The sequence below is a fragment of the Terriglobales bacterium genome, from assembly GCA_035487355.1.
In the GTDB taxonomy this organism is placed as follows: domain Bacteria; phylum Acidobacteriota; class Terriglobia; order Terriglobales; family Acidobacteriaceae; genus QIAW01.
Window position 1 is genome coordinate 12,626 of sequence record DATHMF010000042.1, and the last position, 22,644, is coordinate 35,269.

The window sequence follows — 22,644 nt, forward strand, 5'->3', positions numbered from 1 at the left end:
AACACCGCCTTTGTACATTTTTGTAAAGCGTAGGCAAGAATCTCCTGAAGTTCCGTTCTGAAAACAGCACAGGGTTCTGGTCAAACCATTGCAGGTTTCAAGCATCCATCTGGATGTCACTACGCGCCCGGCTTACACACGGGAGTATGTAGCCCTGCGCTTTGAGCTCTGTCCCCAATCCGTCTTCTCGCTCCATGTGAACCTCCCCTGCCAATAATCTGGTTGCACATGTTCCGCATTGGCCTTGGCGGCAACCGTAAGGCACGTTCACCCCGTTCATTTCAGCGATTTCCAGGATGGTTCTCGTCCCCGAGCTGGGGCACGTCTTGTTTGAGCGAACAAAATCAATCTGGAGAAGGTCGGTTTGCATAATCTGCCGGGCGCTGCCAAAGCTCTCTTGCTTTATGTTCGCCGGGTCTACTGCCAGCGATTGGAGAATCTTTCGGGCATTTTCCATAAATGGCGGGGGACCACAAAGAAAGAAAGTAGCGGTTGCGATGTTCTCAACATTGCTTTCGATCACCTGCCGATTTAAATGTCCGCTGAGTCCCTTCCAATGAGAATCGGGTTGTGACAAGACCAGGATGTAGCGAAATTTCTTCAGGCTCCCCTGAAGTTCCATCAGTTCCGTTTTGAAGAAGACATCATCCTGGGTGCGGACACAATAAATGAATGTAACTTCCACCGGCAGGCAAAGATCGTCAATATAACGCAGCATTGCCATCATAGGAGTCATACCACTGCCGCCGGCGATCAGCACGATACGCTTATGTTTTTCCGCATCGAAACAAAATTGACCATAGGGACCGCGCGCCGTGACCACAAGTCCAGGATGTGCACGATCATTGAGAAATATCGAGACGCAACCATTTGGCATCCGCTTGGGCGTAATCTCGACGTATCCGGTTTGTGTAGGAGATGAACAGATGGAGTAGGAGCGAGCTACTCGCTTGCCGTCAATCATCCATTCGAAAGTCAGGAACTGGCCTGCGCGGGCCGACCACCTCATATTTTGCGGAACGATGAAGCGCAGGGTCTTGGAGTCATGGGTTTGCCGCTGGATTCGTGACAGGATAAGCGGAAAGCCCTTCGGCTCGTGATCGGCAATGGCCTGGGCCGGACCATCGGCGTGCTCGTGTTCAATGGGATGAACCACAGTTTGATGAAGGGTGGCGTTTCCAGGTTCTCTCAGCAACAACACCCCAAATAACGCAAAAATAAAAATGAGAACAATGGCGGAAGTTACAGGTGAGACCGGCCGCTCGGTTGCTGAGCGAAGCACATGCCAGACGATATTCAACGTTACCAACGTAAAAGAAATTGCGAAAATCGCGATGCCGAGGGCATGAAGAACGCCGTGCAGGCCCTTTTGGTGGCGTGCGACAAGGATTTTCATAACCAGCAGAGGAATCAACAGAAGAGCCAGCACCATATGCACGGTAATGCGCGGAGGCAGCTCGTCCACAGCGCCTTTAATTCTCAAGATCATGTAATAGAGCATGACGGAGTAAATCGCGATGAAGAGATATCCGGCGATACGATGGGCCAGAACCAACAGCCGGCGATTTGATTTGGAACTGCCACGAGTTCCAAGCATGAGCCAGGTATTGAATCCGCCCAGGAGCACGAAAAGAGAGCTCAAGGCGACACTCAGAGATGTATGCATTGGGAGTCTGACCTCACGAGAGATGCCGGCAGCGTAGAGGATGCTTTCACCAGCGAATCAGAACCAGTTCCGAACAGAAACCGGGCCCCATGGCGGCAAGCAGACCGTAACTTCCCGATTTAGGACGTTTGCTTGTCATAAAGTTTTCCAGCACCAACAACACCGAGGCAGAAGAAAGGTTTCCGGCCTTCCGCAGGCAATTCCATGAGACGTCAAGCGCTCCCTTGGGAAGTTTTAGGGCCGACTCAGTGGCTTCGAGCACTTTAGGTCCTCCCGTGTGCATGATCCATGTTTTGATGTCGCATCTGCACAAGCCTTGTGCGCCCAGGAACTCATCCACGTCTTTGCCCAAATGTTCGAGGATTATCTTGGGAACATCCGGGGAGAGCACAATGCGGAAGCCGTTTTCGGAAATGTCCCAACCCATCAACTCCTCGGAGTTTGGGTAAAAGATGGAACGAGTTGCAAGAATTTCGGGGCCAGAGTGACTCATGTTTCGGCCGCAAACAACCACAGCCGCCGCCCCGTCACCAAAGAGCATCGACGAGATCACGTTTGCGGCCGAAACATCAGCCCGTTGCCAGGTCAGTGAACATAATTCCACCGAAAGCAGGACCGCGGCTTCATCGGGGTGGGCTTTTACATAATCGGCAGCACGCGCAATCCCGGCTGCCCCGCCGACGCAGCCCAGCCCGAAGATAGGAACGCGCTTGATGTTGGCAGAAAGCCCCATGCGATTGATGAGACGCGCGTCTACGGATGGACTTGCAATTCCCGTAACCGAGACAAAGAAAAATGCGCCCAGTTGATCTTTGGAAACACCCGCCGCAGCCAGGGCTTTGCCGATGGCCGCTTCGCCGAGATATTGGGCAACCTGTAACCAGGTGGTATTTCTCTCGCCCCAGGTGTAACCCCGCTTGTAATCCTCCAAGGGGAGCGATAAGGCGCGCCCTTGAACGCCCGCTCGGGGATACAAGCGGTCAAGCACTTGTGGGTTGCTGAGTTCGCCCGCCCATTGTGCCTTGAGAGCGTCGGTGATTTCCGCCTGCGAATAATAGTGCTGTGGAAGCGCGCTTGCGACGCTGACAATTCTCATATCGATAGCTGGAAAGAGGCCTTTATGGTTCCCATGCCCGCCCCATTTTGCTTCGCTCCTATTTGTTATTTGCCGCCGTTGACTCCCGGGCCTGGCATCGGGGAACTAATTGAAATGCTTGCCACTCCAACGCTCCGAACCAGTTGCCCCCTCAGAACTCATTGAGTTCGCCAGCAATTCCTGGTTCGGAACATTAGCGTGGATTACAGTCGTGGTTATGCCGCTCACAACTCGCGCTTTGCGTGATCTGCATCGTGGGCCAGCTCGAACAGCAGTTGCAGGAAATGTTTGGGCTGGCCGATAAAAAGTCCGTCATCCATAAAGCTCTGGATCGTAGCCGCCGCACCCCCCTGTTGGTCAGAAATAGGGCGAATGACAGCGCACAGAGGTAGATCGTCGTCCAGGAATTCGCAGGGCTCAGGCATGATCAAATTGGCCTTCAACACCGGGTCGGTGCTGTTGGCTAGATCCGGGAACGATAGGCTGCCGTCGGTCAAAACCGGGGCATTGCCTGCCTTGTCATGCCAAACCTGAAAGTGCATGATCTCTGATCCGCCAATGCTTAGCAGGATCCTTAGAACTTCCAGACTGCTGACTTTCTGGGCAAGAGCGGCGTAAAGACTGGTGCCACCTTGCTCAATGAATCCAAAATGGAACCCCGCCGTGTTGGCAATCGCCTGCAGATGGTTCGAAACCCCGTTTGGGCTGTTGGGGTCGGGTTGAAGATCATCATCTTTCAGGGGAATTGCCGGGTGCTGTCCAATATTCAAGCTCGGGACTGCTTGAGCGAACTTCGCGCCCAAATCAGGGTTGGTCCTGCCGCGGTACCGGGTCCACCACCTGGTATCCACACTGAGCTGTTTCAGATTGGTAAGCCGCCCGGTTTGCGGGACAGTCGAGACTTGGCTTGGCTCTAAGTTGCTGAACCCCGCGAGGCTGACTTCCTGCTGGCCTTTGGATTTCAGATATGCGTTCAGGAAAGCTGCGTGGCTGAATTCATCTTCGGTGTTGTCGTTGACATATTGAGGCATGTCGCCATCGAGAACCTGCAGCGCCGTGAGGTACAACTGGCTCTTGCTGCCGGTCGCATTGACTCCTCCAAGTTCGTTGTATTGTTGCCACAAGTCGCTCTCGATCAGCTCTGCTGCCGCCAGGAACGTTAAGATTGCAATGTCTCCTCTTGTGAGAACGTCATCACCGTCACCCCTCTCCCGGGCGAAGGCGGATATCCCGTTGGTCAACAACCCTGCGCCCACGGTTACTCCCGCGGCCACGGCTCCTTGTTTCAGGAACGAGCGGCGGTTCGACTCATTCTTAAGCACACTCTCAGATTGCTTCATGGCTCCTTTTCCTTTCTTGTGCAAGACCAGCTATTTTTGTTTTCGACCGCGAATTCGGATCAAGAAGGGAGATGACCATGACCTTGACTCTATCGATCGCTATGTCGGCTCACAGTTCTTACCGTTACCTGTCATCCTCAGATTCATCATTCCTGTTACGGGAAGTTAACAAGTTATCAACCACAAAATCGGCCACTTTATGGCCCAGCCGCTGGCCCCGGATGAGGTCAAAGCGGAAGTGAGCTCCCGCGAAAATACGGCTCAGTGTCGCCTCCTCAGCCGCAGCCGGAAAGTTCGCGAAAGAACGCTGCACTCCAGGCATCACTTCGGAGGTTACGCTGAAATTGAAACGGCTCCTGCCGAAGAACGAAACCAGCACGTCGGCTGCGGCTGCGCTGATGACCGCGTGCGCGCCGGGATACGATGGGTCGGGAGCGGTGTTGCCAACCTCAGGTAGCCAATTAGGATCGGCAGCCGTTTCAGGATTGCCGTCAATGTCTCCGGCGCGAATCGCTGTGACTGGTCTCCACAGGTTATACGTGTACTTGGCATCGTAAAAAGCGATTACACTATCGGCCAACGCTATATTCAGCAGGGCAAATAAACGGGCGCTCTGCGCCGTGGTTAGATCGTGCCCCACTGCCGCCGTCTGCGTGATCTCGTTCCAGTAGTTCTGAATTGCTCCATTCCAAAAACGTCCGGTGAGGGCCTGGTCTGGAGAGCTGGCTGTGCCATTGGCGATTCCTAGCGACTTCACTTCGTTAAAGGCATCGCTGTAGGCATCGCTGGTAAGAGCTGGGGGAGGGCCGGGCCGAAACTGGTTGGCGCGCTCCAGGGCGAATGGAGTAACCTGCGGCCAATGTGTGAATTGAGGCTGTTTGGGAAAATTCGGCGGGGTTGACTGATAGTCTCCCGGGGCGTTCCCAAAAACAAAAAGAATGGGTTGCGCATCCGATCCGTCGTGGCTGCGTAGCGCCAGGGTGCGGCCCGCTACCGTCTGGCCTATGCTGATTCCTTCCATCTTGTCTTCCCCATCGGCAATTTGCGCCAGGAGCCGCTGAAATTCGCTGTCGAGCGCTGCCTGCAAGCTCGGATACAACGCCACCAGCACGTCGTGAGCTGCTGCATCGGCTGCAGCGTCCTCAGAAGCATGCCGCGGTGGCGCGGAAAGGTGGACCAGATAAGATTTGTGCGTCCTGTCAATGGCATTGACGGCGTCGTAAATCGCGGCGTGCATGATGGCAAAGCTACGGGTTGGGTGAATGGTGCGCGGTTGCGCGCCTGGAGTGCGAACAATCATGAGAAGGGTTTTGTTCCATTCCACAACCGGATTACTTGCCGAAGAAGCAGAGGCCGCTGGCTGCTGATCTGGATCATCTTCGGCAGCCGGGGTTAACGCGCTGAGCGGAAGAGACAGACTTCCACATAAGAGTGCAAAAATAACCAAAATCTTTTTCATTGATGAATATCTCTTTCTCTATTTTTGGAGGAGTAACAGGGCAGGACACAGGAAACCGTCGCCCTCGAACACTCTCATCACCATCTAAAACCGGAAATGAAGCAAAATATTCCAACCAGAATGTGGGGTGGTTGCAGCCTAGCGATCCGCACCGGCTGGGAATGCCGTGCGCTATCAGGCCCTCATGGTTCGAGCGGCTTGGAATCCAGCGACTTGGACTCCGACGTACTCTGGCCTTCCTTCATCGCGGAGCGGAACCCGCGAATGGCTTCGCCAAGACCCTTACCCAATTCGGGAATCTTTTTGGGACCAAATACAAGCAGAGCGATCCCCAGAATAACAATCAAATGGAGGGGTTGAAACAGACCTTCAAACATACGCTTCCTTTCTTATGGCAATCATTCGCGGCATGCGGAAGTTTCTGCCTCCCGCGAACCCATGTTTCTTTTTAAGGTGTTTGCTGAATTTCTTGCGAAGCTGCTGGCGTGCCCGGAAGAGGCAGGTTTTGACCGCGGCGGCTGTGAGCCCGAGGGTGTCGGCAATCTCCTCCATGGAAAACCCTTCCATGTCACGCAACAGGAATGCCATTCTCATGTTCGGCCGCAAGCTGTGCAGCATGTCAGAGAGTGTCTCCTGCAATTCAGAGGCGTAACAGAGTTGCTCGGGATTGTGGTCCCAATCTCCAATTTCCCGAGGCCGGGTTTCGTTCGGGTCCTCAGGCTCTTCATCCAGGGAAAATATGATCGTCTTGGGACGGTCGCGCAATTTCATGAGCGCCTGGTTCACGGTAATCCGCACCAGCCAGGTCGAAAACTTCGACTTTTTCTGGAACTGGTGCAGCTTGCGAAAAGCATTCAGAAATGCCTCTTGCATTACGTCTTCCGCATCTTCTCGGTTCTTCATGATGCACTGGGCGGCGCGGAAGACTTTGCCATCGTGCCTTCGTATGAGTTCGTCGAAGGCGCTCATATCGCCGGCAATGCTGGCCTCTACCAGTTCGAAGTCGCCGGCTTCGACTTGCACCGGATTGGGCGTCACCTTGCTCATTCGAATCTCTTTCACTATTGGTTAACAAAGCCAGGCGTACTTTATTCCGGAGACAACTCAGGAAAAGGCGGCGGTAAGTGCTGACTGCTGATGGCACCAATCTGATATCAAAATGTTGCTTCTTTGGAAACGGCAGGTCATCATTGTGCTAGATGTGTGTTTACGTTATGCATTCTAGAATGCGGGGCTTTTTTGTAGTCCTTTTTAGCTCTTTGAAAATTCGTGGAGCAGCGAGTTTGAACCAGCAGCAAGTCCCCTGCCCCCGATTAGTTTTCGCCAGTAATGACGCGGGTCCGACGCGATTTGTGGCGCTTAAAACACCTGCGAGCAAGTGGGGTTGGGGGCCCCCTGCCATGCTCCGAAAATCTGCGTTTGATCCGCGTTCATCTGCGGCGAAAAGCTTTTGCGGTTGCTTTTGCTGAGAACTGAGAACCGAGAACTGAGAACTGTTCCAGCAAGTCCCCTGCCTCGGATTGATTTTCGCCAATAATGACGCGGGTCGGACGCGATTTGTGGCGCTTAAAACACCTGCGAGCAAGTGGGGTTGGGGTCCCCCTGCCATGCTCCAAAAATCTGCGTTGATCCGCGTTCATCCGCGGCGAAAAGCTTTTGCGGTTGTTTTTGCTGAGAACTGAGAACCGAGAACTGAGAACCGCTTCAGCAAGTTCCCTGCCCCGGATTAATTTTCGCCAATAATGACACGGGTCAGACGCGATTTAGGGCGCTTCGATCACTAGCTAGCAAGTGGGGGCCCTGCCATCCTCCAAAAATCCGCGCTGATCTGTGTTCCATCTGCGGCGAGGTTTTTGCGGTTGCTTTTTCTGAGTACTGACAACTGAGGACTGCTACTAGCAGCAAGTCCCACACTCCGGCTCGATTTTCGCCAATAATGACGCGGGTCAGACGCGATTTGGGACACTCCAAACACCTGCTAGCAAGGGCAATAATTACTTTGACTAACCATGCCCTTAGCAAATAGACTCGAAAAGCAGCACAGAGCCGATGTTTTTAGTTGGCATGGGGTGGTGTCCCTTTTCGAGATGCTAAAGTATACAGCCGAGGACTTCTATAAGCTTTCCGAACAGTTCACGCATTTTGTTCATTTGCCACAACTGGTGAACACCGAGAAAGGTCGTGTTAGGTTTCAGGAATGTGTCGATAAATTGTATGAGCATTGCAAATCGCTTAAGCTGCACATGTCTCTAAATCAGCTTCGCAGAATATGTGAACTCACCAATGAGAGGGCTTCGCTGGAGCGACTTCGGGCGGCGATCAGCGAATTGCAAACCCGCATTCAAGAAGAACTGCAATCCAAAGTTTGTTTCTGCTTGTCCAGTGACAGGGTTGACTATTGGCATCCGTTCTGGCTCGTTGGCAGCCCAATCGAGAGCAGTTTCCCGTCTGCATGGAAAGAGTTTCAACGGGCTGGCAAGTGTTACGCCTATGGGGAGGGAACAGCGTGCGCTTTCCATCTGCAACGAGCACTCGAAATAGGGTTAAAGAGTCTTGCGGTAAAACTAGGGCAACGGTTCGACCGAAATAGTTGGGAATCGCACCTGAGAGACATTGAACGCGAACTGAAGACTCGATATAGCGCTGCTAGCCCGAGAACGGCAGAGGAGAAATTTTATTCAGAGGCGGCAACCCAATTTGGGCATATGAAGGTTGCTTGGAGAAATCCAACTATGCACATTGAAGCTCAATACGATGATGGCGAAGCTAAGTATCTACTAGATACGATTCAAAAATTTATGACACATTTAGCGAAGAACAGTCTGAGTGAGCAACCATGAGTAAAAGAGCAGTGAAGCCAAACCCTGAATACGATGCGTTCTCAAAAGCTCTTGGCAAAGTGTTAGAAGTTTCCCATTCAGACATGCAAGCCATGCTCGAAGCTGAGAAAGCGGGAAAGAAACGCAACCCTAAACGCGGCGCTTCTTCCCGCGCAAAAGGCGCTTCCGCCAGAGGGGATTAGAAAGGCGCTGGACTCGGGTTGGTTTTACCTGTTACTTCGGCAAAGGTAAGGCGCTTACCGGCGATCTGGGACAATGCGAGCGAGAACCTGTCAGCGTCAGTTAACTTGTTCCCGTTTCGGTCTTTGCGATTATTGAAACGAAATGTTTGCTCATCTAAATAGCGAAAAAGGTGGAATGGTTCGACGCTTACATAGGTTCCGCCAATACTGCGCTTTAGCAGTGACCAGAAGTTTTCCAATCCGTTTGTATGTACGCGGCCATCAACGTACTTCTCGGCGTGGTCTACGATCTTGTGAATGTACTCCGCATCCAGGCCACGGTAAGCACCAGCGTTGTCGGTATAGAGCGCAGTCTCGGCAGCGATGTGCTTCTTTACGATCTTTAGGATGCGTGGCTTCATTGTGTCTGGAATCACTTCGCAGCGGACTTCGCCACCGCGTTCTAGCACTCCCCAAACTGGCTGCTTTCCCTTTGGGCCAGTGGACGAGATACGACGCTTGCGCTCCGATAGATGCATGTTGCGTGCTTTCCCGCCGATGTAAGTTTCATCTGCTTCAACTTCGGAACCTGGGCCGCCAAGTTTTACGAGGGAACCTCTTTGCAGAGCGAGGCGAAGTCTATGCAGCATAAACCATGCAGACTTTTGGCTAATACCAAGATCGCGGGCCACCTCGTAAGAACTGATTCCGTTTTTGCAGTTGACCAGCATCCAAAGTGCGACAAGCCATTTGTCGAGACCAAGCGGACTGTCTTCAAAGATGGTTCCCAACTTCACAGTGAACTGCTTCCAGCACTCTTTACACTTCCAGCGGCGCTGAATGGCAAGGTAGTAATGGTCTTTGTGTCCGCACGATGGGCAAACCGGCTTACCCTCTGGCCAGCGCAGAGCGGCAACGGCATCAATGCAGGTTTGTTCGTTGCTGAAGTGTTTAATGGCTTGTTGCAAAGTCTTTGGGGTCATGGTCTTAGCTCCAAACAAGATAAGAATATCCGAAAACGTTTGGTTAGTCAAGTTAATTATTGCCCTAGCAAGTGGGGTGGCCATTTCGCTGAGAATTTGTGGGGAACGCAGATCAATGCTGATTCAGGAAATCTTCACGAGTCTCTGCGTGACTCTGCGTTCTCTGCGGTTTTCCTTTGTGCCCTTAGTGTTTACCTTAGTGTCCTTTGTGGTTAAGCTCTTAGCTTTTAGCCGCGCCCGCCGGAAATTGTATTGACCCGCCCTCCGGGCAGGAGTACCATTCCGGCGCACATAGATAATTTAGGAGAGCGCTCATGAGACGGAGCACAGTTGCGGCCGCCGCAATGGCTTTCATTCTGTTGTTTGCTGGCCTATGGGGTTGCTCAAAATCCAAGCAAGCTTCCCAGGAACCCACCGCCAAGCCAACCCCAACGGTGATGGCAGCCAACACACCATCGACTCCAACTCCCACGCCAACGCCATCGCCCACACCAACGGTCGAACCGGCCGCCACTGGCCCAACCCAGAACATCGCGGCTGCCGAACGCGGTGGCGAGATTGAGAGCACGGGGGAACAATGCGCTTTCAACACCAGCCTTCTGATTGATAAGCGTCTCGATCCGATATGGAGCGCGCCCACTCCGGTGAAGTTCCCGCAGGAATTTGTGCTGTCGTTTTTCGACCGCGAGCCCGCCCTGATCGCAAGCGTGGTGATCACGCAACCCAAGGACCTCAACAGCGCTCCCAAAGAAGTAGAGGTTTGGACTTCAGACCAGGTGGATTCCGGCTTCAGGCAAACCGCGTCGCAGACACTTCCGCAGGCAGCCGGCGACCAGACGATCACGTTTACTCCTCTGCAGGCGCGTTATGTAAAGTTGCGCATTGTTTCCGGCTACGCGCCGAACTCGTTGCAGATCGGCAAAATACAGGTGCTCGAAACCGACCAGCCCGGTTACATGCTGCTCGGGACCCGCAACCCTGAGATGGTTTCGTGGAGCCAATCGCCGCGCTTCGCCGCGCAAAAGGGCGCTGATTGGCTGCAGACTGCGGCGGTCGACTGGCAGAGGTCGCACTCCTGCTTTGGATGCCACGTGCAATCGCAGGTCATTATGGGGCTGGCGGTCGCGGAGAAGGGAAAGTACGTGGTCAATCGCGCATGTCTGGATGAGTTGGCGAAGTTCACCCAAACCGTCCAGCACGACGATGGCTCTTACCACGACGCACAGCATATTACCGCCACTTCGTTCGCGAGCATGGCGCTAGGCTACTACGCAGATGTTGCGGCACAAAAAGATGCGAAGCTGAAGAAAGCCGCCGAGTGGCTGCTGAAGCAGCAGCAAAAAACAGGAGAGGTGCCCAGCGACCATACCGAGCCGCCCATTGACCAGGGTTCGCTGATGATAACCGCCAACAGCGTTTATGCCTTCATGGCGGCGTACCGGCAATCCCACGACCCGCGATTCAAGCGGGCCGCCGATCAAGGTTTGGTATTTATCTCCTCTACGAAACCCGAAACCACGCAAGACAAGGTCTTCTTAATCCTGGGATTATCGAAATACGGCACTCCGCTGCAGCGAAAACTGGTGCCCGGAGTCGTGGATCAGCTCAAGAAAGAACAACACCCGGACGGCGGATGGGGTGAGCGCACCGACATGCAGGCTAACGCATACGCGACCGGCCAGGTGCTCTACGCATTCAAGCAGGCGGGCGAGAGCGTTGAAACGCCCGAATTCGAACATGCTGTGCAGTTTCTGCTTGCCAAGCAAAAAGATACGGGCGCGTGGCCTTCCATGAACTCGCAAAGCGGCCGGCCTTCGGAGTTCGCACCCACCATGTGGACTGTCATAGGGTTGGCCGGTTCGTTCCGCCAGGCGAAGACTACGGAGATCACACAGGAAGCCGACCGAATCCGTATCAGCATGCAGGGAGCGATCCTGTTCGACTTTGACAAATACGATTTGAAGCCGGAAGCCGAGGCCGTGTTGGAGCAGATTAAATCGAGCATCATCGACCAGCATCCCAATGCCAAGCTGGTGGTGGAAGGCCACACCGACGACCGCGGATCGGTTGAATACAACCTGAAACTCTCTCAACGGCGGGCCGAGTCGGTGGCCGACTGGCTGGCAAAACACGGCGTGGATGCTTCCAGGCTGCAATCGAAAGGCGATGGCAAAGCTAACCCCAAGTATCCGAATGACACGGAAGAGAACCGCTCAAGGAACCGCAGAGTAGAAATCTCGGTGCTCACCGGCACGAGTCATTGATTCTGCATGTCACTCGATTGGACTCAGGGAAATTTATACGAAGGTCTGCGCTGCTTCCACTCCGGAGCTTTCTTCGAAGCTCACGAACACTGGGAATTAGTGTGGCTCAAGGCGCAAGAACCGGAAAAGACTTTCTTGCAGGGGTTGATTCAGGTCACTGCTTCCTTCCACCATTTTCAGCGTGGCAACTGCGCGGGAACTATTTCGCTGCTGCGATCGGCTATGCGCCGCCTGGAGGGATATCCAGAGGCCTTTGCCGGCATTGCGGTTGCGCCGCTGCGCGCGGCGGTCGGCTTGTGGCTTGAGGCCCTCGAAGCCGTTCCGCCGTCTTCCCCGCCGCCCTTCCCACAACTCCAACTGACGCCGGAAGGATCACTTTCCTAGAAGGATGCAGAAAGGGGCACAGCTAACGCCGCGCCCCTCCGAAAAGATCGAACTAAATTGAGTTTTTCGCGAGCTCCTGGAGCTCTATCTCTCAATCCTCGTCGTTATCTCTGTGTCTATGTTTATCTTTATCATGATCATGTTTATGTCGATCTCTATCTCCTCCGTCCCCTTCGCCGTCTCCCTCAATGTGGGTCGGATCGTTGGCGATGTGGGTGTTGGGATCTCCGCCACCGGAGACTGTGGCCGAGTTGATAACGTTGGCCCGGATGTTCTTAGGCACATGTACCTTCAGCGTAATGGGCGGGTAGCTTGCTCCCGGAGCCAGGACATCGCTGCGCGTACAGGTCAGCGTGCCCAGGTTGCAGGTCCAGCCCGTGCCGCTTAGAGCAATCGGCACCAGCGTGTGTGGCACACTGGGCAGGGTATCGGTGACCGTTACGGTACCGGTGGTTGGCCCCGCAGTCGCGAGGTTGCTCACGGTAATGGTGTATTCGCCGGTGTCGTCGCGCTCGAAGTCATCCTCATGCGTCTTGGTGATGGTAAGAGAGGCATTGTTCACAACGAGGTTCGCAGTAGCGGTGTTGCCGGTTCCCCCATTGTCGGAGCTTACTGCGCCCGTAATGTTGGTGTAGTTGCCCACGACCGCACCGGTGACCGTCACGTTGAACACGCATTGGCTGTTGCTAGCGATCGTCGCTCCCGACAAGACAATCGAAGTCGGCGCTGTGGTGGTCAAGGTTCCGCCACACACCGCGGCAGAGGAGCTACCCACCGTCAGTCCTGCAGGCAGCGTGTCAGAGAACGCGACTCCGGTTTCTGCCACTGGGTTGACTGCGGGGTTGGTGATGGTAAACGTCAGGGTGGTGGTGGTAGTAGGCGCGATGAGCGTCGGATTAAATGCCTTGCTGATCGAGGGTGGCAGAACTACCACGATGCTGGCCGAGGCCGTCCCACCGGTGATTCCAATGAAGTTGCCCGAGCCATCGTCGTAGCTTGCGTTGATGTTGCCGGTGGTATTGATCTTGACGCCGGAGCTGGCACCCATTACATCAACTGACAGCGTGCAGCTCGAGGAGACCGGCAGACTCAATGCCACGACGCTGATGTCATTGCTGCCCGGATTGGCCACGACGTCCGCACTGGCCAGGCAACTGCCCGCCACATTGTTAGGCGAAGCCACCACCAGCCCGCTGGGCAGCACGTCATCAAACGATGTGTTGACCAGTGCGGTGGTCGCGTTCGGGTTGGCAGCAGTAAAGACCAGCGAGGTGGTTCCGTTCACCGGAATGCTGGCGGCTGTGAAGGCCTTGGCCAATGTCGGCGGCACAACGATCGGCGCTGTGTTCACGGTCAAAGTTGCCGTATTGCTGGTTGCGCCGGCTCCGCTCTCAAAGGCGGAGATCGGTCCGGTGATATTGTTAAATACCCCGGCGGCAGTTGCCTGCACCCTCACAGAAATAAAGCATGCCCCGGTGGCAGTACTCATCGGTGACAGCGCAGACCTGGATGAAACGTTGGATGCAAACCTGGATGCTCCACGCCGTCGTCCAGTAGTTGACGGTAGCCACGCCGGTGGAGGCTTTAACCCCACAGAAGGCGCCACGATGCCTCCGGTCAGGCTGATGGAAGAAGAACCCGGCATAGCCGTAACCGTGCCGCCGCAATCGCTACTCAGCAGGTTGGGCGATGCCACCACTACGTTCGCAGGCAAGGTGTCAGTAAACTGAATCGCGGTTAGCGTCACGGGGCTCGGATCGCTGTTCGGATTGGTAATGGTGAAACTCAATGTTGACGTTCCATTCACCTGAATGGTATCGGGCAAGAAGAGCTTACTGATGGATGGCGCCAGACCTGTAACGCCAGCTTGAATGTTAGCCGTTGCAGTTGCGCCGTCAACAGTTGCCGTTGCCGTGTCGGTTCCCGTCGCGGTGGCAGTAAATGTAGCCGAGGCGGCGCCTGAGGCTTGAATGGTCGCGTCTGCGCCAGAGATAGTCCCGCCCGTGGCGCCAAATGTAACAGGTAATCCGACCACCGCAGTTAGATTGGCGGCTGCAATTGGACCGCCCAGAGTGTCTGTCAGGAAACTGGCAGTTAGTCCTGTCGAACCCAGTGCCGGAATGCTCACAGAGCCCGGTGTAATCGTCAGTGTCAGAGACGGCGCTGTCGTCAAGAAACCGCCTATGGCATCATTGATTTGCGGCCCGGCGAGATTAGCCCACCAGTTTTCTGTGAAATCTTCGTTTCCTCCCAATGTGAAAACAGTGTTCCCATTCGACGCGGTGGCCGTGGTGTTGTTTACAAACCTGTTGAATTGGGCAGTAACCGTCCCATTAATAACAGTGATAGCGCCGCCATGTCCGGAGGGGTCAGTATCCTGGTTGCCGACAAACGTGCTCTGCATTATGGTCGCTGAATCAGTCCCAATATCAATGCCGAGCGCTCCGCCGCCCGTGGTTGAAGCTCCTCCACTGACCACCGTGTTCCCCGTAAAGGTAGAGTTGGAAATAGTGGTGGTAAATGGGGAGGCGCCGCCATTCAGTTGATCTGTGATGGCGCCACCCGCGCCGGAAGCCTGGTTATTCGAAAATGTGCTGTTTGAGACCACAAAAGACGTGCTGGTATCGGCGGTGGGGAGCATGGAAATAGCTCCGCCGTGGCTGGTGCCGGCGTTATTGTTGGTAAACGTGCTGCCGGTTACGCTCAGACTTCCGCCAACGCGCAGACTGATCGCGCCGCCCGGCGTATTGGTTGCCACGCCGGTAACTGCATTCGTATCGAACGTGCAGTTGGTTACCGTATAAGAGTTAGCCGACCCCCCGGTCAGGAAACCGCCGCCGCCTAAACCGCTGGCGTCTTGACCGCCCGTGATGGTTACGCCTGAAATGCTGAATGTGAAGTTGGCAGCGGAGGAGAAATTAATATCCATAACGCGATCAACAACAGTCTGCTGAATGATGGTTAAGCCCGCGCCTGCTCCGACGATGGTTGTTCCCGACGCATTCACATCAAGGTCGCCGTTCAGGTTACCCTGCTCAAGAGTTGTGGGGATGGTCAGTGGATAAGTGCCGGCGGGAACGTTAATCGTTGTGCCCGGATTGGCATTGGCAAAATCAATTGCGCCGCGCAGACTGCAGTCGTTGGGCGCCGCCGTGCAGGCCGAAGTGTGAGAATCATCGGTCCGATCCACGGTAATCGTTGTCGGAGACATACCTATCAGAGAGAGCGGGGCCGCCTGGCCCGATAGCAACACGATCAAATCGCGCGCGCCATTCACCTTTTTCGGCATTGCCAGAACTGCGGTCGGCTGGCCTTCCATATCCATCGAAATCTGCGCCAGGTCCGCTTGCGTCGCTACCGATAATTGACCGGCGGAATTGCCGGGGGCTGCCGTCAAACCAGAATCGAGTTGCTTTGCCAAAGACCATTGCACATCCGCGCTGGATTGCCACAGACCGGTGCCGACTCCTTGCGTTTCGGCCTGCTCTGCTCCATTGACCGCATTGCGTTTAAGGGCTGCCGCTTCTTCGGCGGTAAAGGGTCGCGTATCCAGATCGCTGCGCTGAAGCAAATGAACAGTTCCGTCTTCCGCCAAAAGTGCCATCGAGCGTTTGTTATCGCGATTCCAGGTGAATGATCCCAAAGTGAGCGAGCGAACATTGAATCCAACATTTATATGTTCTGCTCTGGAACCAGCGGTCTGGCCTCCTCCGTGAAGGATAACGACTTCGTTCCCGGCCGCAACCGCCAGGTCTAAAAACGCATCGTTATCTAAAGTATCGAATGCTAGTGAGGTGGCTTCAGCGTTTAGAGAGTACTTCATCGGCTGGCCGGCCAATCCGCCTGACGCGCCGTCGAAGATAAGGATCGCGGGGCCGTCCACACCTGTAACCCCGACAGCAACATCGGCTGCTCCGTGAGCTTGGTTGAATTCGCCGGCAGCCAGTGCTGTCACCTTTCCCGGTAAAGAGATGGCTTGTGCGGCGCCGAACCCTCCTCGACCATCACCAGCCAGAAGGTAAAGACCGCCGCCATGCGCTGCAGCCAAAATGTCTTTATTTCCATCGCGATTGAAGTCGCCGATAACCATAAAATCTGCCGCTTCGGGCAAATCCATGAGTCGAACGGCTGGGTCGAAGGAGACCGGCATCCGGCCCGACTGTACGGCCTGGTATACGGCCGGCGAACTTGGCGCAAAGGCGTCAATATTCCCCATATAGACGGCTATTACCCCGTGACCACCAGCGGCATAGCCCACAAGCAAATCCGGAGCACCATCGTTATTAAGGTCATCGGTTGCAAGGGAAAGCGCCTGGACCGAACTGGAATGAAGCGCGGCAACAGCCGTCGGGTCTCCCGTATACGTGGCCGGCAATTCTGACCCACCAAGCGGATGTAAGCCGTGGGTTGCAAATTTAACCAGGACGGGCAGAGCTCTGCGCGTTTTCACAGGTTCAGCTTTGGCGGCTTTCGTATGTGCTGCTGTACCGGGAAGATGCAGCGCGATAGGAAGGCCATAGCTTAACCCCATGATGATGCTGAGGAAAACGCTGATGCCCAAGACGACCAGCGCTGATTTGATCCTACGGCTGTGCTCTGTGGATGTTGATGTTAAGGAAAGCGCAAAACGGCCAGTCTTCTGCTTCGTGTTCATACACACGCTCCTGAGGGGGCAGCTTGGCCCCGACTTGTGATTCGGGCCTAGGCAGCAACGAGGTATTGCTTACGGGGGATTTAGGTACTCTGCCCTAAGGAGAGTGGTAAGTCAAGCTGAAAAAAATCAGGCAGGAATTTGGTCATTTACCTGATTTTCACATGAATGCTGCTGAAAACTTGAGACTCGAAAAACTGAAACTGTTCTTCGGTAGAAACTCCAGCCGCCACCAAGTGCTGGGTGGGCTGCAAGCGTACGTCGAGTAGCAGGTCTAAGATATAAGGTTGGCTGCGATCCATCTTTGCCCACTATTATGGATATCCCAAAGAACTTCGATATTTCTCCGATCGGCTATGTACACTCCACCCTCAAGAAGCGCTCCGGTGCTCCCCGTCAGGGATGGGAGGAGGGCGCGCCCGATGCACGGCTGGAAATCCATCCGGCTTTTGTCCAGGCCCTCGACGGCATCAAGCCTGGACAGGAAATTTGGATTCTCACGTGGCTCCATGAATCGCGGCGCTCGGTTCTCAAGGTGCACCCGCGAGGTGAGGTGCTGAACCCTATGATGGGGGTGTTTGCAACTCGCTCACCGGACCGGCCCAACCCGATAGGATTGCATCGTGCAAAGGTCCTGAGCATCGACGGGGACCGCTGGCTTCAGGTGCAGGGTCTGGAGGCAATCGACGGCACTCCGATCATTGATATCAAACCGGTTCTCGAACGCAGAGGCGATTTTTGAAGATCCGCTGCGGGCCTGGGGCTGGATGATAATTTACGTGGAGCTGACCTGGGGTTCATCGCAAGCAGACCGCCGCAATGATAGTTTTTCGAAGATGCATGAAAACCGCAGTTTACTGACGCGCGCTGTCGTTCGGCCGCAACGCGAAGACAAGAAGCAGCACCCCTCCGACAATCACAGCAGGAGCAAACACCGGCGCTCCCCGCCAATTTGGATAAGTGGTATGGCCCCTGAAGAGCGTGCTGATGCCTGTGCCGAGAAATATTGCCGCCATGATGAGCAGTCCGAGACGATGAAAGCGAGTTAGCTTTCGCTTGGGCTTATCGTGGCTATGTTCGCTTTTGCACCGGCGGCGATCAACTCTGCTCACGAAATCAGAGTACAGCAAAAAGGCAGGGAGATGCCACAAACCAGTTCATCCAGTCGGTTTATTTTCAGTGAATCATTCTCGGAAGGATGATCGCGAGCCGTTTCACTCTTGTGGCCTCCTCCCCAATGATTGGCCCCGGATTTAGATACGTCTCAGCAAATGGATTTGTTCAAGAAGGCCATCTCCTCACGATCCCGAAATTGTTGGCGAACTTCCCTCCTGCTAAAATTCACCGCATGGCGACCTACGGCTACAGCGAGCAGCACATCGAAAACATGGTTGGCCGCAATCTAATGATCCGCCGCCGGGTTTGCGTCATCGCCCTAACTGTGCTCGCTTGCCTGTTGGCATTCTATGTCTCAGTCTGGTTTTTTGGCGCACATGATTGGCTCCCAACTTGGGTGGTCCCCGTGCTTCTCGGCGTATTTCTTCATCCGCTTATCAACTACATTCGGAGCTGGAAAAACTATCGTGGGAAGCTGGAAGAATCGCTCAGGAAGATGAAAGTTGAGATTTCTCCCGAACGGATAAGCATGTTCTCTTCTTCTCTGCCGGTCAGGCAGCTTGAACGAAGTGAAATACAGCGCGCCGAAGATGCCTCTCTTTTCGGGGGTGGAGGATTTTACCTGCGCACACCGAACCGCTATCGCTGGCTACTCATCCCCCGGGAAATCGAGAGCTGCGAAATAGCAAAATCCGAGCTTATTGCCATGGGCATACCGATTATGACCAAATCACTGCCCCCAAATTGGGAGGAATTCGTCGGAGTGCTTGGGTTTTGCACTACGCTCATGTGTCCCCTCTTTGCCCACAGCAAGAGCGTGCTTACAGTAAACCTTCTGCTTTCGCTGCTGGTTGCTTTGGCCATGTTTTTCATCATCAGCGCTAATCCCGATAATCTGCCTCGCATGCGTTGGGTAAGGTTTTTCGGATTTCTTCCGGTCGTCGTTACCGGATTGATGTTGTGGCTGTAAGGAGGCGGCCGGAGTTTGGCCGAACCCACAGTATTCCTCTTTTGTGAGCCAATCCCGCAAACCCGGCCAAAATCCGCGTGAATCCGCGCAATCCGCGGTAGGGTTTTGTCTTTCCTGCTGATCTCGACGGCCGTCTTTGCCTGGAAGTGCCTGGATTTTGCCCTGCATGGGATCGCAGAGTTGCGTAAGGAAGGCACTAAAGTGATATCACACTGTTGATTCTTGCCGGCTCGTGGCTCATTATTGGGCTGAAAGTGTATTCAGCATGCCAGCATGCGGGGCTTTTGCGCCCAAGAGGTCTTTGAAAACTTAAAAGCAACTCCTCCCCGGCTCCCGGAACTGCTTCACGACCCAAGCGAGCAGGGGGGCCCCCCAATCCGCGCAAATCTGCGGCAAGCTTTTCTGAGAACTGAGAACCGAGAACTGCCTCAGCAAGTCCCCCACCCCAGATCGATTTTCGTCAGTAATGACGCGGGCAAAACGCGATTTGGGACACTCAAAACACCTGCCAGTAAGTGGGTGGGAGCCCTAACCCAGCAAGTGGGGTCGGCGATCTCTCCGAAGGGGCGAAGCCAAGACTTTCCTAAGGACGGAGGACGGAGGACTCTCTTCGAGACCCCCAAGCGAGCAGGGGGGTACCCCAATCCGCACAAACCTGCGGCGAGCTTTCTGAGAACTGAGAACTGCCTTCCCACTAGCTGCAAGTACACCATTTTTCTTCGGCATGCCATTGATTACTGGAGACTTAGTCTCAATACGGTCTATTCCAGCAAGTGGGGCCGGCGCGATCTCCCCGAAATGGCGAAGCCAAGACTTTTCCTGAGGACTGAGGACTAACGACTGTGGACTGTTCCAGCATGTGCCGCGCGCTCGAATTTTTCCCCGGCCAGAATAGGCACCGTCAACCGGTTCTCCTTGGGCGCTATCGGACAGGTCGCATAGGGCGTGTACACGCACGGCGGATTATAGGCGCGGTTGAAGTCGAGCACGACTGTGCCCTTCACCGGCGGGTCAAGATCGAGCATGCGGCCGCCAGGGTAGGTATCAGTCTTGAGCGTGGGATCGTTGAAGACGATGAACAATCCCTTGGAAGGGTCGTCGCCCAGGTCGGTCAGGTGCAGCTCTTTTCCGTTGAGTTGGAAGACCAGCGTGCCCGTAACTTTCTGATGTGTGACGTCGCCCAGGATGTCGGGCACATTGATCATTCGCTTGCCATCGGCGGGAATCCAGCGCGCGATCACGCGATAATTCAGGTCTGGCGGGAAGAATGTAATCTCGTGAAAGTTGCGCGCTGCCTCGCTCGCGGTATCTTTCAACCGGATGCCCACTCTCTTGCCGCGCACGATGACATGGAAGCGCAGCTCCTGCATTGCAACATCTGTGTAATGATCGGCGGAGTCGGGCACGAGCGTGGCCGTCTCGGCAGGTTTGCCGTCAACCGTGACGTGCACCCCCGGCAGCAGCTTGAGTGTGACCTGGCCATCGGCAGCAAGATCAAACTCCCCGGCGTGTGCTTCCCCTTTTGGGAAAACGACAATATTGTCAGGAGCAGAGCCAAAGGTATTCACACCGGGCTTGAGCCAGAACAGGCCGGCCAGCGGGATCCAGTTTTTCTTGAGCGAATCAATGCGGTGCGCCTTAAATTTCTCAAAGGACTGCACATAATCGGCATCGGGCGCGGCCGGAGTGGCCGCAAACAGAAAACTTGAGGCAAGCAAGAGAGAGACAGCCGTGGCCCAGAACTTCATAGTAGAAATATTGTATAAGGCCCGGAAGCATGAATGAAACTGTACGAAGGTTGAATTCGTTTTTCTCCGTGCCTCTGTGCCTCCGTGGTGAACAGCCCTTACGCCAGCTCCAATTCAATCCTCTTCGTCTCCGGATCAAGCTTGGCGATGCGGAAGCTGCGAATCTGCCCGGTCTGGAGGGCTTCCGCTTTGGAAGCACCGCTTGTAGAGCTGCCGCTACTCGGCAATGCACCGCCCTTCCAACGCGCCTGCAACATTGAAGTCAGCGAAGAGAGATCAGGTTTCAATTCGGGATTCGCCGATGATGTTCCCGTTTCGGGTTGCTGTTCTGCCGGCTTCTGCTTCGATATTGAGCATGTGGCCTGCACGCCTTCGCCCAACTCCACGCGTGCGTTTCCGCCGGAAACTTCGATCATGCGGCCGGTGACCATATCGCCTTGCTTGTGTTCGGCGATATATTCATCGAGGCTGCTGGGGACCATTTGCTTGATGCTCAAGCGCATGAGCCGCTTTTCTTTGTTGATCTCGAGCACCAGGGCCTTGACCGTTTGCCCGAGCCGCAATACGTCTTGCGGATGATTGATGTGCTTTTCGGCGCTGATTTCGCTGACGTGAATCATGCCCTCGACGCCTTCGGCGAGCTGCACGAAGGCCCCGAACTTGGTGACGCTGGTGATCGGTCCTTCGATCACTGAACCCGCGGGAAACTTCTGCGTAACCTCGACCCAGGGATCGCCCAGTGCCTGCTTGAGTCCGAGGGAGATGCGGCGCTCGGCCGGGTTGACTCCCAGGATCACCGCTTCCACGGTTTCGCCCGGTTTCACAAGGTCGCTAGGCCTGCGCACTTTTTTTGCCCACGACATCTCCGAGATGTGGATCAGCCCTTCGACTCCGGGCTCGAGTTCCACAAACGCTCCAAAGTCGGTTACGCGGGTCACTGCGCCGCGCACGCGCTCGCCGGTCTTATACTTTTCCGGCGCCGAATCCCAGGGGTGCGGCTGAAGCTGCTTCGTTCCCACCGAGATGCGCCGCTTTTCGGTATCAACCTTCAGCACCTTGGCTTCGATCTGCTGCCCGACCGTGAGCACGTCTGCCGCCTTGTTGATGCGGCCCCAGGCAATGTCGCCGACGTGCAGGAGCGCGTCAACGCCGCCGATGTCAACGAACGCGCCATAATCTGTCAGGCTGCGGACTGTGCCGTTCACGGTCTCGCCTTCCTTCAGTTCCGAGTAGCGGCGGTCTTTGGTCGCGCGCTCTTCTTCTTCGGCAATGGCGCGACGGTCCACGACCACGTCTTCTTCCGTGACATCGAGCTTGGTAATGCGGCAGCGGATCTCCTGCCCCACGAGCTTTTCCATCTCGGCGGCATCGCGCGTTCCGGTGCGCGAGGCCGGCATGAAGGCGCGCACACCTACATCCACGCTGAGCCCGCCTTTAACCACTGCCATGACCGTTCCCGAAATGGTCGCTTTGTCGTTGAAGGCCTTCTCCAGCGATGACCAATCCGTCGGCTGCTCGACCTTGAAGCGCGAAAGCTCGTAGTAGCCTTCGGGATCGCGTCCCTTCACTGAGACCGTAAGCTTGTCGCCGGGCTTCACGGCTTCGCCGCCCTGGAAGGCCGTCAAGGGCAGAATGCCTTCGGTCTTGAATCCGATATCGAGAAACACCGACTCGGCGGAGACGGCAATCACTGTGCCTTCGCGTCCTTTATTGCCACCCTCTTCGGGCTTGCGCGAACGGCTCTTCTCGTACTGAGAAAGAATGTCTTTGAATGACTCGCCGGTTTCAGCGGGGGCTTCAGCGGCCGGTTGAGTTGATTCGGTTATCGGTTGGGATTCGGGAATGTTTGGGTTAGACATAATAGAGGTTACAGTTCTGTTGTGGGGTTATCTCAATAGGATAACACCGTGCCTGAGCATCCGCTTTCGGACGGGGCCCCAGGGCGCTGCGGAATTTTTATTTGTCT

The 22,644-nt window shown here is 55.0% G+C and carries 17 protein-coding genes; 6 read left to right on the forward strand and 11 right to left on the reverse strand.

Features of this window, described 5'->3' with window-relative positions; genetic code table 11:
• Positions 1-97: 97 nt before the first annotated feature.
• From VK738_09425 to VK738_09450, 6 genes are all read right to left on the reverse strand, one after another.
• Positions 98-1,666, reverse strand: a complete 1,569-nt coding sequence (locus VK738_09425; protein HTD22861.1) for an iron-sulfur cluster-binding domain-containing protein — start codon at positions 1,664-1,666, stop codon at positions 98-100.
• Between the two features lie 46 nt (positions 1,667-1,712).
• Positions 1,713-2,762, reverse strand: a complete 1,050-nt coding sequence (locus VK738_09430) for a 3-oxoacyl-[acyl-carrier-protein] synthase III C-terminal domain-containing protein (protein HTD22862.1) — start codon at positions 2,760-2,762, stop codon at positions 1,713-1,715.
• A gap of 224 nt (positions 2,763-2,986) precedes the next feature.
• Positions 2,987-4,102, reverse strand: a complete 1,116-nt coding sequence (locus VK738_09435; protein ID HTD22863.1) for a hypothetical protein — start codon at positions 4,100-4,102, stop codon at positions 2,987-2,989.
• 124 nt (positions 4,103-4,226) lie between these two features.
• Complete coding sequence (locus tag VK738_09440; GenBank protein ID HTD22864.1) at positions 4,227-5,561, reverse strand: vanadium-dependent haloperoxidase; 1,335 nt, start codon at positions 5,559-5,561, stop codon at positions 4,227-4,229.
• 182 nt (positions 5,562-5,743) lie between these two features.
• The gene (locus VK738_09445; GenBank protein HTD22865.1) at positions 5,744-5,938 is read right to left on the reverse strand and encodes a twin-arginine translocase TatA/TatE family subunit; all 195 of its coding nucleotides are present in this window, start codon (positions 5,936-5,938) and stop codon (positions 5,744-5,746) included.
• On the reverse strand, positions 5,931-6,608 hold the full coding sequence (locus VK738_09450) for a sigma-70 family RNA polymerase sigma factor (protein HTD22866.1): 678 nt from the start codon (positions 6,606-6,608) through the stop codon (positions 5,931-5,933). Before VK738_09450 ends, VK738_09445 begins: the two co-directional genes overlap by 8 nt.
• A 962-nt stretch (positions 6,609-7,570) precedes the next feature.
• On the opposite strand from VK738_09450, the gene VK738_09455 reads away from it, so the two are divergent.
• Both VK738_09455 and VK738_09460 read left to right on the forward strand, forming a co-directional pair.
• The gene (locus VK738_09455; protein ID HTD22867.1) at positions 7,571-8,401 is read left to right on the forward strand and encodes a hypothetical protein; all 831 of its coding nucleotides are present in this window, start codon (positions 7,571-7,573) and stop codon (positions 8,399-8,401) included.
• Positions 8,398-8,583, forward strand: a complete 186-nt coding sequence (locus VK738_09460; GenBank protein HTD22868.1) for a hypothetical protein — start codon at positions 8,398-8,400, stop codon at positions 8,581-8,583. The genes VK738_09455 and VK738_09460 overlap by 4 nt, the downstream gene beginning before the upstream one ends.
• Here the strand turns inward: VK738_09460 and VK738_09465 are convergent.
• Positions 8,580-9,545, reverse strand: coding sequence for an IS1595 family transposase (locus tag VK738_09465; protein ID HTD22869.1), 966 nt, complete (start codon positions 9,543-9,545; stop codon positions 8,580-8,582). The two genes, VK738_09460 and VK738_09465, sit on opposite strands and share 4 nt — an antisense overlap.
• A 314-nt stretch (positions 9,546-9,859) precedes the next feature.
• Between VK738_09465 and VK738_09470 the strand changes: the two genes are divergently transcribed.
• Together VK738_09470 and VK738_09475 are read left to right on the forward strand one after the other, a co-directional pair.
• A complete protein-coding gene (locus VK738_09470; protein HTD22870.1) occupies positions 9,860-11,809 on the forward strand; it encodes an OmpA family protein in 1,950 nt (649 codons plus the stop codon).
• A gap of 6 nt (positions 11,810-11,815) precedes the next feature.
• The gene (locus VK738_09475; protein ID HTD22871.1) at positions 11,816-12,193 is read left to right on the forward strand and encodes a DUF309 domain-containing protein; all 378 of its coding nucleotides are present in this window, start codon (positions 11,816-11,818) and stop codon (positions 12,191-12,193) included.
• 91 nt (positions 12,194-12,284) lie between these two features.
• Here VK738_09475 and VK738_09480 read toward each other — a convergent pair whose 3' ends face one another.
• On the reverse strand, positions 12,285-16,847 hold the full coding sequence (locus VK738_09480; GenBank protein HTD22872.1) for a hypothetical protein: 4,563 nt from the start codon (positions 16,845-16,847) through the stop codon (positions 12,285-12,287).
• A gap of 301 nt (positions 16,848-17,148) precedes the next feature.
• Here VK738_09480 and tsaA point away from each other — a divergent pair, with 301 nt between their 5' ends.
• Positions 17,149-17,586, forward strand: coding sequence for a tRNA (N6-threonylcarbamoyladenosine(37)-N6)-methyltransferase TrmO (tsaA, locus tag VK738_09485; protein HTD22873.1), 438 nt, complete (start codon positions 17,149-17,151; stop codon positions 17,584-17,586).
• Between the two features lie 112 nt (positions 17,587-17,698).
• Here tsaA and VK738_09490 read toward each other — a convergent pair whose 3' ends face one another.
• Complete coding sequence (locus VK738_09490; protein ID HTD22874.1) at positions 17,699-17,860, reverse strand: hypothetical protein; 162 nt, start codon at positions 17,858-17,860, stop codon at positions 17,699-17,701.
• A 296-nt stretch (positions 17,861-18,156) separates the two neighbouring features.
• Here VK738_09490 and VK738_09495 point away from each other — a divergent pair, with 296 nt between their 5' ends.
• Positions 18,157-18,930 (forward strand): hypothetical protein, encoded by a 774-nt coding sequence (locus VK738_09495; GenBank protein HTD22875.1) that lies wholly within the window; start codon positions 18,157-18,159, stop codon positions 18,928-18,930.
• Positions 18,931-19,763: 833 nt separating this feature from the next.
• Here VK738_09495 and VK738_09500 read toward each other — a convergent pair.
• The gene (locus tag VK738_09500; protein HTD22876.1) at positions 19,764-20,678 is read right to left on the reverse strand and encodes a DUF1684 domain-containing protein; all 915 of its coding nucleotides are present in this window, start codon (positions 20,676-20,678) and stop codon (positions 19,764-19,766) included.
• A 98-nt stretch (positions 20,679-20,776) separates the two neighbouring features.
• Positions 20,777-22,537: a 30S ribosomal protein S1 gene (locus VK738_09505; GenBank protein HTD22877.1), complete on the reverse strand. Its 1,761-nt coding sequence runs from the start codon at positions 22,535-22,537 to the stop codon at positions 20,777-20,779.
• Positions 22,538-22,644 lie beyond the last annotated feature (107 nt).

What these genes read in the sequence shown, in the direction of transcription:
- VK738_09425 (HTD22861.1), bottom strand. Translation starts at nt 1,666, where the DNA reads ATGCATACATCTCTGAGTGTCGCCTTGAGCTCTCTTTTCGTGCTCCTG.
- VK738_09430 (HTD22862.1), bottom strand. Translation starts at nt 2,762, where the DNA reads ATGAGAATTGTCAGCGTCGCAAGCGCGCTTCCACAGCACTATTATTCG.
- VK738_09435 (HTD22863.1), bottom strand. Translation starts at nt 4,102, where the DNA reads ATGAAGCAATCTGAGAGTGTGCTTAAGAATGAGTCGAACCGCCGCTCG.
- VK738_09440 (HTD22864.1), bottom strand. Translation starts at nt 5,561, where the DNA reads ATGAAAAAGATTTTGGTTATTTTTGCACTCTTATGTGGAAGTCTGTCT.
- VK738_09445 (HTD22865.1), bottom strand. Translation starts at nt 5,938, where the DNA reads ATGTTTGAAGGTCTGTTTCAACCCCTCCATTTGATTGTTATTCTGGGG.
- VK738_09450 (HTD22866.1), bottom strand. Translation starts at nt 6,608, where the DNA reads ATGAGCAAGGTGACGCCCAATCCGGTGCAAGTCGAAGCCGGCGACTTC.
- VK738_09455 (HTD22867.1), top strand. Translation starts at nt 7,571, where the DNA reads ATGCCCTTAGCAAATAGACTCGAAAAGCAGCACAGAGCCGATGTTTTT.
- VK738_09460 (HTD22868.1), top strand. Translation starts at nt 8,398, where the DNA reads ATGAGTAAAAGAGCAGTGAAGCCAAACCCTGAATACGATGCGTTCTCA.
- VK738_09465 (HTD22869.1), bottom strand. Translation starts at nt 9,545, where the DNA reads ATGACCCCAAAGACTTTGCAACAAGCCATTAAACACTTCAGCAACGAA.
- VK738_09470 (HTD22870.1), top strand. Translation starts at nt 9,860, where the DNA reads ATGAGACGGAGCACAGTTGCGGCCGCCGCAATGGCTTTCATTCTGTTG.
- VK738_09475 (HTD22871.1), top strand. Translation starts at nt 11,816, where the DNA reads ATGTCACTCGATTGGACTCAGGGAAATTTATACGAAGGTCTGCGCTGC.
- VK738_09480 (HTD22872.1), bottom strand. Translation starts at nt 16,847, where the DNA reads ATGAACACGAAGCAGAAGACTGGCCGTTTTGCGCTTTCCTTAACATCA.
- VK738_09490 (HTD22874.1), bottom strand. Translation starts at nt 17,860, where the DNA reads ATGGCGGCAATATTTCTCGGCACAGGCATCAGCACGCTCTTCAGGGGC.
- VK738_09500 (HTD22876.1), bottom strand. Translation starts at nt 20,678, where the DNA reads ATGAAGTTCTGGGCCACGGCTGTCTCTCTCTTGCTTGCCTCAAGTTTT.
- VK738_09505 (HTD22877.1), bottom strand. Translation starts at nt 22,537, where the DNA reads ATGTCTAACCCAAACATTCCCGAATCCCAACCGATAACCGAATCAACT.